At 46.8% G+C, this 14359-nt stretch carries 11 protein-coding genes; 7 read left to right on the plus strand and 4 right to left on the minus strand.

Going from position 1 to position 14359, the window contains the following annotated elements:
* Positions 1-527: 527 nt before the first annotated feature.
* From ACFVAD_RS08455 to ACFVAD_RS08470, 4 genes are all read right to left on the minus strand, one after another.
* The gene (locus tag ACFVAD_RS08455; protein WP_386638111.1) at positions 528-1235 is read right to left on the minus strand and encodes a LutC/YkgG family protein; all 708 of its coding nucleotides are present in this window, start codon (positions 1233-1235) and stop codon (positions 528-530) included.
* Positions 1216-2661, minus strand: coding sequence for a LutB/LldF family L-lactate oxidation iron-sulfur protein (locus ACFVAD_RS08460; RefSeq protein ID WP_386638114.1), 1446 nt, complete (start codon positions 2659-2661; stop codon positions 1216-1218). Before ACFVAD_RS08460 ends, ACFVAD_RS08455 begins: the two co-directional genes overlap by 20 nt.
* A gap of 18 nt (positions 2662-2679) precedes the next feature.
* Complete coding sequence (locus ACFVAD_RS08465; RefSeq protein WP_386638117.1) at positions 2680-3396, minus strand: (Fe-S)-binding protein; 717 nt, start codon at positions 3394-3396, stop codon at positions 2680-2682.
* A gap of 183 nt (positions 3397-3579) precedes the next feature.
* A complete protein-coding gene (locus tag ACFVAD_RS08470) occupies positions 3580-4299 on the minus strand; it encodes a FadR/GntR family transcriptional regulator (RefSeq protein WP_386638120.1) in 720 nt (239 codons plus the stop codon).
* A gap of 239 nt (positions 4300-4538) precedes the next feature.
* Here ACFVAD_RS08470 and ACFVAD_RS08475 point away from each other — a divergent pair, with 239 nt between their 5' ends.
* The 7 genes from ACFVAD_RS08475 (at position 4539) to ACFVAD_RS08505 (ending at position 14168) form a co-directional block, all read left to right on the plus strand.
* Complete coding sequence (locus ACFVAD_RS08475) at positions 4539-6368, plus strand: L-lactate permease (protein WP_386638123.1); 1830 nt, start codon at positions 4539-4541, stop codon at positions 6366-6368.
* A gap of 61 nt (positions 6369-6429) precedes the next feature.
* Entirely contained in the window at positions 6430-7530 is a 1101-nt protein-coding gene (locus tag ACFVAD_RS08480) for a CdaR family transcriptional regulator (RefSeq protein WP_386638126.1), read from the plus strand.
* Positions 7531-7632: 102 nt separating this feature from the next.
* Positions 7633-9045, plus strand: coding sequence for a glycolate oxidase subunit GlcD (glcD, locus tag ACFVAD_RS08485; protein WP_386638129.1), 1413 nt, complete (start codon positions 7633-7635; stop codon positions 9043-9045).
* Entirely contained in the window at positions 9042-10388 is a 1347-nt protein-coding gene (locus ACFVAD_RS08490) for a (Fe-S)-binding protein (protein WP_386638131.1), read from the plus strand. The genes glcD and ACFVAD_RS08490 overlap by 4 nt, the downstream gene beginning before the upstream one ends.
* A gap of 165 nt (positions 10389-10553) precedes the next feature.
* The gene (locus ACFVAD_RS08495; protein WP_386638133.1) at positions 10554-12263 is read left to right on the plus strand and encodes a transglutaminase domain-containing protein; all 1710 of its coding nucleotides are present in this window, start codon (positions 10554-10556) and stop codon (positions 12261-12263) included.
* Positions 12264-12323: 60 nt separating this feature from the next.
* Positions 12324-12695 carry an SEC-C metal-binding domain-containing protein gene (locus tag ACFVAD_RS08500; protein ID WP_386638135.1) on the plus strand — a complete coding sequence of 124 codons (372 nt, stop codon included), beginning with the start codon at positions 12324-12326 and terminating at the stop codon, positions 12693-12695.
* 171 nt (positions 12696-12866) lie between these two features.
* Positions 12867-14168: a hemolysin family protein gene (locus tag ACFVAD_RS08505; protein WP_386638137.1), complete on the plus strand. Its 1302-nt coding sequence runs from the start codon at positions 12867-12869 to the stop codon at positions 14166-14168.
* Positions 14169-14359: the final 191 nt, after the last annotated feature.

Consider the following 14359-nt stretch of genomic DNA (forward strand, 5'->3'; position numbering starts at 1 on the left):
ATAAAAGCCCTACAATTATCAAGCTAATATTTTTATTCCCACGTAGCCCTTTAACAACTAAAAATATTCCTACAAACAATATTAAGAAATACCAAAAGCCCATAAATCTCACCCCTCAATAAAATGATGTTTCCTATCACTCTTGTTCAACTAACCTGCCCTTTAACGGAATAACGCTTACGTTGTATCTTGATTTATTTTAACATAAAATTCCACTTACCCTTCAACAAAATTGCATAGCAATTTTGTTAACAATTTCTTGTATTTGAATTTGCATCATTAATTGCAGGTGTTTTTGTCGTCTTACAATGGTCATTGTTATGTTGCAAATAGGGGTACAAATCCACCTGCAAAATCACTTCTTTTTTGACTGAAAAACCTTTGATATAAACAAAAACTGCCCATCAAATTAGCATACAATTTGATGGGCAGTTTACGTTAGATTTTCTATGTTTGCGATAGATAACGGAACCCTTTAATTTTCTTGGTCCTCTTTTTTACTTGGAACGGCAGTGAATACCTCACCCCTACTTATCCTCCACCACAATATACGTAGCCTTAATCGGCCCATGCACCCCGACCACCAGGTTCATCTCAATATCAGCCGAGTTGCTCGGTCCACTGATGAAGTTGATGCAGCTTGGTATTTTCTCTCCAGCTACAACTCGGCTATGAATACCCTGGGCCGCCTGTGTGATCCTGGGAACAATCGTGCTTTTCGGAATAATGGCAATGTAGGTCGCAGGCAACAAACTCACCGATCTGCCTTTTCCACCTCCACTGAAAAGGACCACTGTTCCGGATTCTGCAAGCGTCTGGTCGCTGAAGGTAATGCCTACATTGGAGCGTTCTGCCACAGCAATGTTCTCCTCGCCGATTGAGGGGTCCCACACATGAACATCCATTCCATCAGAAGCCATTTCCTCCCTCAAGCCAAATTCCTCAAAACGCGGATCATCCCATGTGATCACCTGGCCGCCGCCATATCCGTCCACGACCTGCTTCAATGCTTCAGCCAAGTGAGCAGCAGAAGTCTCCAAAATATCCGTATGAATATGCGCACACTGCTTCTTCAGCACCTCGACCAGCTCATCCTGTGTGGCGTCCTTCAACACCTTCCACTGAGGCTGATGTTTCCAGGCCGGACGCACCACGCCTTCCTTTCGAACCGGCCTGCCGAGGCTTGTTGAGATGGTTGATAAAAAGGTGTCCCTGTTATGAATCGTTCCGTTCATTGGATTTCCCTCCTTTGTCCCGTTCGTCGAACCAGTCACGGAATCGTTTTTTGTCTGGTGCCGGGAATTCCCTGATTGCCGTCCAGCTTTTTAGGGGGCCCGGCCCCTTTGATATCGAATCATCGACGGTAAAAGGATTCAGGGCGGACGGTGCCAGCTTGGAGCCGACCTTATACATGAGAGGTGAAGCTGCACCAAGGCCGAACGCTTTCATCGCAAGCTTTTCGGAAATGGGAGCACGGCCTTCTATTTCGACTATTTTTTGGCGATGCTTGTGCAGCAGGTCATGCAGCGGTATTTTCACCGGACATGCTTCCGTACAGGCTGCACATAAGGTCGAAGCATATGGCAGCTCCTTGTGGTCGTCATACCCGTCGAGCAATGGTGTCAAGACCGCCCCGATCGGACCAGGATAGATGCTGCCGTAAGAATGACCGCCTATATGCCGGTAAACAGGACAAACGTTGATACATGCCGCACAGCGGATGCACTGCAGCACGGACTGGAATTCCGTACCAAGTATTTTGGATCTGCCATTATCAATAATGACCAAGTGGAATTCTTCCGGGCCATCGACATCGCCCTCTTCCCGCGGACCGGTCAAGGTCGTCACATAGCTCGTCAGCTTCTGTCCCACCGCACTGCGTGTCAGAAGACTGACCAGGACCTCGAGCTCCTCATAGGTTGGAACGAGTCTCTCCATTCCCATCACAGTAATCTGCGTGTTCGGCAGGGCTGTTACTAATCTCGCGTTTCCTTCGTTGGTTACGAGACTGATAGAACCGGATTCAGCAACAGCAAAGTTACAGCCTGTGATTCCGATGTCTGCTGAGAGGAATTCCTTTCGCAGCATTTCACGGGCATGCAGGGCGAGTTCCTCCGGCTTTTCAGTCTTCTGATAAGCCAGCTTTTCGCGGAAAACATCCCTGATCTGTTGCTTGTTTTTATGCAAGGCAGGCGCCACGATATGGGATGGCGGGTCATGGTCATCCACTTGCAGGATGTATTCCCCAAGGTCCGTTTCGATCACTTCGCAGCCGACCGCTTCCAACGCTTCGTTCATCGAGATCTCTTCCGTTACCATCGACTTGGACTTGACGATTTTCCGGGCATTTTTACGCTGAGCCACGTCCTGGATATACGCGTTTGCCTCTTCGGCTGTTTTCGCAAAAAAGACATGCCCACCACGTTTCGCCACATTTTCACTTAGTTCATGCAAGTAATAATCGAGATTATCGAGTACATGCTGACGGATCTCTTCGCCGTGCGAACGCCACTCCTCCCAGTCGCCAAGCTCGACGGTCGACTCTATCTTTCTAGTCCGCAGCCGCTCCTGGGCACTTGCCACCGCGCCGCGCATGAACTGGTCGTCGATGCCTTTTTTTGTTCTGTCCTTAAACGAGTCGTTCCCTATTTTCAATGCCATATATCTGCGCCTCCTCTCTTAACGACTATTCAACACTTCAGCAATATGCATCACTTTTACCTGCTTTTCGAGACGCTTCGAACGTCCGCCGATATTCATCAGGCAGCCGCAATCAGCTCCAATGAGATAATCAGCCTGCACTTCTTCAATATGGTGAACCTTTTCATCAACCATCTGCTCGGAGATATTGCCCATCTTCACGGAAAATGTCCCGCCGAATCCACAGCAGTTATGGGCATTCGGCAGTGGCGCGAATGCCAATCCCTCGACCTTTGCGAGCAGCTTCATCGGCTCATCCTTTACACCAAGCAACCTCGTCATATGGCAGCTTGTGTGATAGGTTGCTCTGCCCGAAAGCTTCGCACCGACGTCCTCCACCTCCAACACCTGTACAAGGAACTGCGTGAACTCGTACGTTTTGGCTGCCAGCTTCTCGGCCTTCTCCTTCCAGACCGGGTCATCCTTGAAAACATGAGGATATTCCTTGAACATTACAGCACAGGATCCGGATGGGGTGACCACATAATCTGACCTCTCAAATGTGCGGATCATCCTTTTCATGGCTTCCTTCGACTCTTTCACATAGCCGCTATTATAGGCTGGCTGACCACAGCAGATCTGCCCTTCTGGAAAATCCACCTCACAACCGAATCTCTCCAACACCTCAACTGTCGCCTTTCCGACATTCGTCTGGAACATATCCACAAGGCACGTTGCGAATAAACTTACCTTCATCCCGAAAACTCCCCTCTATCAGAAAGCGTTTACTTTTATAGTAATCTTATCATCTTACAAACCATTAAATTAGTCAACTGGTCATCTGATGATTAAAATAATTTCAGATCCAGTCCAGTTTAAAGAAAAACAACCTCCCTTGGAATCGTCTTCTTCCCTCTGTAGGTTGCTTTCTGATTTTTATTATTCAGACGGACGGATAAATTTGCTTAACACCTGCTCGACCGCTTCGAGATGATCCAAAATTCTTTTTTGTGCAAGGACCTCATCCTGCTGCTCTATTGCTTCATAAATGCCTTCGTGATCATGGTACAATCTCTCGGATGTCACTTGCTTCCCATAGAGCCATAATCGCCTCGTTTCCCTCATCGTTTCCACCATGATGCCGGATACGCTGTTCATCAGGCTGACCAATAAAGGATTTTGCGAAGCTTCTGCGATAGCCAGGTGAAAAGCAAAGTCTGCCTGTTCTCCAAGCTCCTCGTTCCCGAAAGCATCTTTCATTTCCTGCAAGGCTTTTTTCATGGCGGCAATGTCGGATTCATTACGGCGCTTTGCTGCCGCTGCCACCGCGCCCACTTCCAGAATTCTTCTTATCTCAAGCAAATGCGCCAAGTCGTTCTTCCTCATCAGCACTGCCGTGGAAACCGGAAGGGAAAGCATATCGGCATGAAACTCTTTGATGAACGTCCCTTCTCCTTGACGGATATCCAGGATCCCCATCGCACGCAACGCGGATAATGCTTCACGGACCGCAGAACGGCTCACCTGAAAGCTTTCGGAAAGCTGCTCCACAGAGCTTAATCTATCTCCAGGGTGGAATTCTCCCTGTTTTATCATTTGAAGCAGGCTGTCCGCCACTTCTTCATATATCTTTTTCGGTTTTATTTTTTTGTATATCATTCTGCACCTCGTGTCTAACTTCCATTAGTACTATTGTATCAATGATAGCCGAAAAAATAAAAGAATCTCCCCGGATTGGTTATAGAAAATTCGTAAGAATCGAAAAAATAGATTGAATATTGTTTACGCTTACACTAACATATACATATAATCATCAGATGACCAAATGATTAACAGACCTACCCTTAACTAACAAAAATGAAAACGCTTTAAAAGACACTCTATCTGGAGGTACACGAATGGGCTTAGGATTCCTATCACTTATCGCTATTTTACCGGTGATCACCATCATGCTGTTTCTCGTGATTCTGAACTGGCCAGCAAGCAGAGCCATGCCGGTCGCACTGATCGTCACTGTTCTTTCCGCCATTTTCCTATGGGGAACTAGTGTGAATGTCGTGGCCGGAGCTGCTGTAAATGGTATTTTTACTGCACTGGATATTTTATTTATTGTATTTGGAGCCGTTCTTTTACTCAACACGGTAAAAGAGAGCGGTGCCATCAACACCATCAGGCAGGGCTTCATCAGCATCTCGCCTGACCGCCGTATTCAAGCCATCATCATAGCCTGGCTGTTTGGAGCATTTATTGAAGGTGCAGCCGGTTTTGGAACACCTGCAGCAATTGCCGCACCCCTGCTCGTTGCCATCGGCTTTCCAGCGCTCGCGGCTGTCATGGTTGCCCTGATCATCCAGAGTACGCCGGTTTCCTTTGGCGCAATCGGGACACCGATACAGGTTGGCGTAAACACAGGGCTTCGCGATCAGACGGCCGTAACGAATGCTTTAGATGTTCAAGGCATGACCTTTGATCAGTATCTCCTGCAAATTGCAGCAAATGTCGGCTTCTTCCATATGGCGATAGGGGTACTTATCCCATTATTCATGGTCGCGATGCTAACACGCTATTTTGGAAAAGAGCGGTCTTTCCGGGAAGGGTTGAAGGTTTGGAAATTCGCTATTTTTGCGGGGGCAGCCTTTACGATTCCCTATTACTTGATCGCCCTTCTTTTAGGACCGGAATTCCCTTCCCTGATCGGTTCCTTGATCGGCTTGATGATTGTCGTACCGGCAGCAAAAGCTGGATTCTTGATTCCAAAAGAAGGACAGCATTTCGATTTTGAAGCCAAAAATCGTTGGGAGCCTGAATGGCTTGGCGCCCTCAATCATCAGACCTTGGAAGTGCAAAAGGATAAGAAAAGCATCAGCATTTGGATGGCCTGGCTTCCATATGTGCTTGTTGCGGGACTTTTGGTGTTAACAAGAACGGTAGATTCGTTGGGCACTCTATTGAAAGACCCTGTAGTGACCATCAAGCTCGAAAATGTCTTTGGCTCCGGCATCGATTCTGCCACTAGCCCTCTTTTCCTACCAGGATTTATTTTTGTCACGATATCGGTTCTGACCTTTTTCCTTCACTCTATGAAAAAGGCAAACTATCAAAAAGCCTGGAAAGATTCATTTAATACAGTTATCTCTGCAGGGGCAGCACTCATCTTTGCCGTTCCGATGATCAAGATTTTCCTGTTAACATCACTGAGTGCAGATAAAGTGGCAGCCGCTGCTGAAGAGCTGGTTGGAAAGAATATGCCGCTTGTACTCGCAGCAGGAATTTCCAATATGGTCGGTGACTTCTGGCCTGTCATCGCACCTGTAGTAGGGGCCTTGGGCGCATTCGTTGCAGGAAGCAACACCTTCAGCAATATGATGTTCTCCCTTTTCCAATTCGGAACGGCTGAGAGTGTCGGATTGAACGTCAATCAGGCCGGGATGGTCGTGGCGCTTCAGGCAATCGGGGGTGCGGCAGGAAATATGATTTGTGTCCATAATGTGGTTGCTGCATCCGCTACCGTTGGACTTGTCGGAAAAGAAGGCGCACTGATCCGCAGAGTTCTGTTCCCGCTAGGCTACTATCTTTTAGCCGGTGGAACATTGGGGATGGCGATCATCAATGGCGGGCTGAATACCTGGTTCATCATCTATGGAGCTGTTCTCATGAGTTTCATCTATTATATGGTAAGCTATAAAGGAAAAGGCTCCCTATCTGTCGAACGTAACATTGGAGCTTAAGAAAGAAGAAAACGACTTTGGATGAAAAGTCGTTTTCTTTGTCTTTACAGGAGGATTCAACATGCTGCGAACATCCCTTGCGAAAAAAATCATACGAGAAGTAAAGAGTTTTATAAAAGAAGATCTGATCATGGTCGATACATCCGGCACCATCATTGCAAGCACTGATCCTGCTAGAATCGGAAACTATCATGAAGGAGCTTTTATCGCTGCGTCGCAAAAGGAAATGAAAATTATCAGCTCTTCGGATGAAGCGATGCTCGCAGGCGTGAAAGCAGGGATTACCCTTCCCCTCTTTCACCAGCAAAAGGTTGTCGGAGTGATCGGCATTACGGGCACACCCGAAATGGTATTGCCCTATGGAGAACTGATAAAAAAGATGACCGAGCTTCTTATCTCGGAAAATTACTATCAGGACCAGTTCGAATGGGAGGCAAGATCACTTGAAACCTTTGTATTTGATTGGCTGTTGAAAGACGGTCCATCTTCCGCCTTCCAAAAGCGGGCGGAGGTTCTCGGAATCAATATGGAGGTAAGCCGGCAGGTCGTTTTAATCGAATTTCAAGGTGACAGCACCCTGCTGCAGCTGAAAAGATGGAATTTCTCGGAACAGGATCTAGGCCTGAATGACGACGATATTCTCGTTCAATGGGGGCATAACCGGATGATTCTTTTATTGGAAAAACGAAAAACAGCCACCCTCCCTTTATTGGAAAGATTGAGAATAATACTGGAGAAGCTGGCTGCCACATCTGTATTTATGGGAGCAGGAAAAGACAGTGCCCTCTCTTCTGTAAAGGAGTCCTATCTGGAAGCAGAAAGGGCTTTGGAAGTATGCGATTTCGACAATCCCATTGTTCTGGAGGAGAACCTGCGTCTGGAAATGATCCTGCAATCCATCCCAAAGTCCATCAAGAAGGAATTCTCTGAACGCATCCTCAAGCAGGTACATGGCGAGCAGGAGCTAATGGATACGATCCACGTCTACTTGGAGAAACATTCTTCCTTGAAAGATACCGCAACCGAACTGCATATCCACATCAACACGCTGCACTACCGGCTGAAAAAGTTTGAAACGCTCACCAATTTGAACCTCAAGGAAGTTCGCGATCTGAGCTCTCTCTATCTATCCCTTCTTTTTTTGGATGAATATACAAAATAAAACGAACGTAAACCCTTTCTCTTTGTATAAAAACACATAGAGAAAGGGGTCTTTTTTTATTATGATGAAAGAAAGAATTGACCCATGAGGAGGCTCATTCAAATGATATCAAAAAGCTTAAAAGACCAGTTCATTCAAATAGTCGGAGAGGACAACTACAGGGATAGTGCAGCAGAGAAGCTCGTGTATTCCTATGACGCCACGCCAAACTTCCAGTCGATGCCCGATGCGGTGATCGTCCCCCGCAATGCGGAGGAAGTTTCCCTGATTGTGAAGTTATGCAATGAAAAAAGGATTCCTTTGGTACCACGCGGCTCCGGGACAAACCTGTGCGCAGGGACCTGTCCGACAGAGGGCGGGATTGTTCTTCTTTTTACCCTTATGAATCAGATTCTCGAAATCGATGAGGAGAACCTGACTGTGACTGTCCAGCCGGGTGTGGTGACGCTCGATATGATTCATGCCGTGGAGGCTAAAGGCCTTTTCTATCCTCCTGACCCGAGCTCGATGAAAATCTCGACAATCGGAGGCAATATCAACGAAAACTCTGGCGGGCTTCGCGGCCTGAAGTATGGCGTCACACGGGATTATGTGCTTGCACTTGAGGCGGTCCTTCCGAACGGTGATATCATCCGAACCGGCGGAAAGCTTGCAAAGGATGTGGCAGGCTATGACCTGACCCGCCTTTTTGTAGGTTCAGAAGGCACCCTATGTGTGATAACGGAGGCAACCTTGAAGCTTGTTCCGATGCCGGAGACGAAAAAGACGATGCTAGCGTTGTATCAGGATATCGAAGCTGCGGCGAAGACCGTTTCAAAAATCATTTCGAACCAGATTATTCCGACTACGCTCGAGTTCCTGGATCAGCCAACATTGGAAGTGGTCGAGGATTTTGCAAAAATCGGCTTGCCTACGGATGTAAAAGCGGTCCTGTTGATCGAGCAGGACGGTCCATTGGAAGTCGTCGAACGGGACATAAAAAAAATTCAGGATATCTGTCTTCAGGAGCAGGCCGTATCCGTTCAGGTCGCTGAGACGGAAATCGAAGCGGAAGCACTTCGGACCGCTCGCCGCTCCGCCCTCTCCGCCCTTGCACGGCTAAAGCCAACGACGATACTGGAGGATGCCACGGTGCCACGCTCCGAAATCGCGAAAATGGTCAAGGCGATCAATGAAATCGCCGTTCGCCACAATGTCAAGATCTGTACATTCGGCCATGCCGGAGACGGAAACCTCCATCCTACTGTGCCGACGGATGCTCGTGATCATGAGAAGATGGAAAGAGTTGAAGCTGCTTTTGAGGAGATTTTTGCAGCTGCCATTGACCTTGGCGGAACGATCACCGGCGAGCATGGCGTTGGCGTGATGAAGGCACCTTATTTGGAGTGGAAGCTTGGGGCGGAAGGGATTGCGGCAATGAAGCTTATAAAACAAGCCTTCGATCCGAACAACATCATGAATCCCGGCAAGATATTTGCAAAAGAATCCCGCAAACGGGTGGTGATTTCCCGATGACGACCGCAAAAGAAAAACAGGTCATCCAGTCTGAGTTCCAGAAGCGCATGGATGAGGATGAGTTATTGAACTGCATGCGCTGCGGTTTTTGCCTGCCATCCTGTCCCACCTATGTGGAGTCGGGTTTCAAGGAGTCCCATTCCCCTCGCGGACGGATTGCGTTAATGAAGGGTGTCGTCGATGGACTGATCGAGCCTGATGAGGATGTCGAACGCACCCTCGACCTTTGCCTTGGCTGCCGCGCCTGTGAGCCAGTCTGTCCTTCCGGTGTAAAGTACGGCCATCTGCTGGAAGAAGCACGCGATATCATCAACCAGCACAAAAAGCACTCCCTCCCTGTCAGGGTGCTTCGGAAGACCGTTTTCAACGGCCTCTTCCCTCACCAGAACCGGATGCGCATGATGACTGGGATGCTTGGCATCTATCAGCGTTCCGGGGTCCAAAAGGTGGTGCAGAAATCCGGGATGATGAAACTTTTCCCTGAGAGCATGGCATCGATGGAACGAGTGCTTCCACAGGTTCCGAGCATGAAGAAAATGAAGGATCGTCCCTCCTTTCTGCCTTCGATTGTGGAAAAGCGAAAAAAGGTCGCCTTCTTTTCAGGCTGTCTGATGGACACGATGTTTTTGGACACCAATAATGCAACGATGAAGCTCCTGCAGCATGCCGGCTGTGACATCGTCATACCAGATAGTCAGGCCTGCTGCGGCGCCCTTCATGGACACAGTGGCGAAAAGGACGGTGCCAAGTCATTGGCAAAACGCAATATTGCCGCTTTTGAAGATTCTGGCGTCGACTATATCATCACCAATGCCGGTGGCTGCGGGGCGTTTCTGGTTGATTATGACCATCTATTGAAGGATGATGCGGAATGGTACCCACGTGCGGTAGCTTTCAAAGAGAAAATCAAGGATATGTCCGCCATTTTGGTAGAGTTGGGTTTCCACAAGAAGTTGGATTTGCGTGTTCGTTCGCAAAGAGTGACGTACCAGGACTCCTGTCATTTAAGAAATGTACAGGGAACCTTCCTGCAACCCCGGATGCTCCTCCAGGCTGTCGATGGTGCAACCTTCATCGAGATGAAAGATGCCGACCGCTGCTGCGGATCTGCCGGAATCTACAATATCGTGGAATCGGAAATGTCGATGCAGATCCTCGACCACAAGATGGAAAAGGTGGAGGAAAGCCAGGCCACTACCATTGTGACAGCGAACCCCGGGTGTCTGTTGCAGATGAAGCTTGGGATTGAGCGTGAGGGCCTTTCCGGTGTGATGAGGGCCGTGCATATTGCGGACTTTTTGTTGGAGGCGGTTGATGGTTTTGAAGAAGCTAGAATATTGTAGAGAGCTTGGGTATATCCCAGGCTTTTTCTTTTGGAATAATGTCCCAGAATTTATTTTTATTATTATATTACTTCCCTTTCTATTAAAATAGTAAAATGGTACCAGAAACGATTTCCGGCAGTATTCGTACATATTAGTTGAAGCAATTCAAACTAGGAGGACAAAATGAACCGAAAAAAAAGAAATTTCTACATGCTGTTTCTTGCCATCAGCAGTACGCTGATCCTTTTTGCCTGCAGCGATACAGATGCTAGCAGTACGAAAAAGGAAAGGCAGGCAGAACAGAAGGAAGAAGATAAATACGAAAACCTCGTAAAAGAAAAGAACAAAGAACTCAAGCTTGAGCCGCTGCAGCTGACCACCTATAGCGAGGAAGTCGGGGCTACTATGAAAGCCCCAACGTATAAGGAGTTTTATGCGAACGGAAAAGTCGACATTGAGGGGGACATTAAGGAACATACAGGATTGAAGTCGGACTTCGTCTGGATTAAGGTCCAGTCGGATGAAGACGGCCCGACAGGCGATAAAATGGAATACTACACCCCCATCAAGGACGGAAAGTTCAAGGAGTCCCTTCCCTTCTTCAACGGCGAGGGCGAGTACCGGGTGACTGTCCAGCTACCAAGCACGGAGCAGGAAAACTACTATTATGACATCACGACTTTTACCGTGCATAATGTGAATCCTGATGCGGAACATCCGGTGGCCTATACCCCTTTTGCTTATGATGCAGAATTAGAGCTTGATAGTAAAGAAGGCTTCTTAAAAGGGAAGGAAGTGTTTCCTTTTAAGGGCTCGGCAGGAAACCTTGCGAACAACGGCGAGACTCTTATGATCCGCCTGAATAAGGATACAGAATCTTGGACGCATCTGATAACTGTGGAAGACGGCGCATTCTCTTATGATATTCCGCTCCTCTATGGAAAAGGGATCCATAAACTGGAGGTCATGGTGCCTGATGCCGAGCGGGAAAACTACTATCAGACTGCGACCACCCTTTACATCGATAACGAGTCCGACCGCAAGATGAGCCCTATCGACTTTTCCGATATGTATCGTGAGCGCGGGGTTACCCTGGACACGCCACAATTTGGCGGCGATGAGTCGGATGGAACCTATACGGTGAAAGGAAGCATCGATCCGAAAGCCGAATTCGGACCAGAAACTACCCATATCTTTATCTCAAGCAAAAAGGATGGCGATGAATCGCTCGATGTCATCCCTGTCGAGGACTTTCAATTTGATGGATCCTTCCATCTGCGATTTGGTCCTGGAACCTATGAAGTTACACTAAGTGTCCCGGAAATCAAGGAGGAGAAGAGCGACACATTCCGCTACTGGGGATTTGCCAAGTTCAAGGTGACGTCCACCGGAGAAGATAAACGTGACCTCCTCCCTTCTCGTGGTGTACAATCCGACGCACAGGAAATCACCAAGCTGTCCCAGGAATTGACTAAGGAAAAAAGTACCCAGCGCGACCATGGAAAAGCGATCTATGATTATGTCGCAAAAAATGTCTCCTATGATGTAGAAAAATTTAATAATGATCTTTTCGAATGGGATGACAGCGCCCTGAAAACCCTGGATACAAAGACCGGCGTATGCCAGGATTACGCCTACCTCACCATCGCCCTCCTTCGCGCTGCCGGCATCGAAGCGAGATACGTCGAGGGACTGGCAGGCAATCCATGGCCTGGCCGACATGCCTGGGTCGAAGCCAACCTCGATGGCCAGTGGATCACCATGGATCCTACCTGGGGAGCTGGCTATATTAATAACGATGACAAGTTCGTCGCTGCTTTCAAAGAGGAATACTTTGATCCAAAGCCGGAGGAATTTAAGAAGACTCATAATCGTACGGGAGTTAAATATTGATTTTTGAATAGGAGATTGCCCTCAAAAACGCCTTTTCATAGGTATTTTCGGGGGTGTTTTTTGTTTTTTTCAACTAAAACATCATTTTGTCCTTGTGACAAAATTCAACCCCTTCCATATAATCTTGAATTACTTCACCTCATAAAATTCAAGAGAAAGTTGGTTGATTATTTCATGCTTAGCACACTAATTTGCCCCTGTGGCAGCGGAAAAACTTTTATCTCCTGTTGTCAAAACGCTCCTAACGTCCGAGTATTCCGTGCCCCGTTTGCCAATGAAAAAGAGCGTCAGGATTTCATTGAAAACGTGGAAATTGCATCGAAATTTAAGATTGAACGCGAGGGACTTTCCTTCGTGATGTGGTCCGTGCATATTGCGGACTTTTTTATGGAGGCTATTGAGATTTCAGAACAAAATCATGTAAGAATTTAATACTAGCATGTGGAACGCTTCAAGCATTTATGCTTGGAGCGTTTTTTAGAATCAAGAAATCGGGGTTGGGCACAATTTAAAGGAGACATCGTGAAGGCAATCACCCACTACATCGTTCAAAAACATCCCAGAAGGAGGTGAAAGTCTTACTCTTAGGTAAGACCGCATTCATTGACAACGATCAACTTATTGCTCATTGCACTATTAATCGCATTAACTGCGTTCTTTGTAGCAACCGAATTCGCCATTGTAAAAATACGTGTATCAAGAATTGATCAGCTTATCGCGGAAGAAAAAAAAGGAGCACTGGCCGCCAAAAGAGTCGTTACTCACTTAGACGAATATTTATCAGCCTGCCAGCTAGGAATAACGATAACAGCATTAGGACTTGGTTGGCTTGGTGAACCTACTGTTGAAAGGCTGCTTAAGCCATTATTCCACTATTTCGGGTTAAATGAAGCCCTCACACATCTGCTTTCTTTTATAATCGCTTTCGCATTAGTGACATTTCTGCATGTGGTAATCGGGGAACTGGCACCTAAAACCGTTGCCATCCAAAAGGCCGAAGCGGTCACACTAGCTTTTGCTGTTCCTATCATTTGGTTCTACAAGATCATGTTCCCTTTTATCTGGTTCCTGAATGGCGCCGCCAGAACTCTCGTACAATTCTTTGGTTTAAGACCGGCTTCGGAACATGAGGTTGCACTCTCTGAAGAAGAGTTGCGCATCTTACTTTCTGAAAGCTACAAAAGCGGAGAAATAAACAAGAACGAATTGAAATATATGAACAATATCTTTGAATTTGATGAGAGAATTGCCAAAGAAATCATGGTTCCCCGTACAGAAATAATGGCTTTATCTATTGATGACTCGCTTGAAAGTATTATCGGTTTAATAAAAAAGGAAAGATTCACAAGGTATCCCGTGATTGAAGGAGATAAGGACAATATACTTGGCTTCATCAATGCAAAAGAATTTCTGACAGCAAATGTTCCCACCCTCATCAAATCTGATGAACTGGATCTTGAGCAATTCATCAATCCTATCATTCATATTATCGAAACGGTCCACATTCATGATCTGCTTGTAAGAATGCAGAAAGAACGCACACATATCGCCATCCTGATTGATGAATATGGCGGAACTTCCGGATTAGTTACCGTTGAAGATATCATAGAGGAAATTGTCGGTGAAATTCGGGATGAATTTGACCAGGATGAAGTTTCAGAAATACGGAAAATTAAGGACGAACACTATATTCTGGATACCAAACTGCTTATTGCGCAAGTAAACAATCTATTGGGTACCGGTATATCCGATGAGGATGTGGACACTATCGGCGGCTGGTTCCTTACACAAAACATGGATGCTGACATCGGATCCGAATTGAAGGTAGGGGACTACACTTTCAAGGTGATTGAAAAGGACGGGCGTCAACTGCATTATATAGAAGTTTTCAAATCGAAAGAATGAACGAGTCAGAATCCCATGAGGTTTAGTAAAGCACATAATCGTGCCGGAGTTAGATATTGAATTTTGGATAAAGGATTGCCCCCAAAAACATCTTTTCACGGTTGTTATTGGGGGTGTTTTTTGTTTTTTTCCTACCAAAACATCATTTTGTCTATGTGACAAAATCCTACCTGTTCCTTATAATCTTGAAT

It is taken from the genome of Sutcliffiella sp. NPDC057660 (genome assembly GCF_042800035.1).
In the GTDB taxonomy this organism is placed as follows: domain Bacteria; phylum Bacillota; class Bacilli; order Bacillales; family Bacillaceae_I; genus Sutcliffiella_A.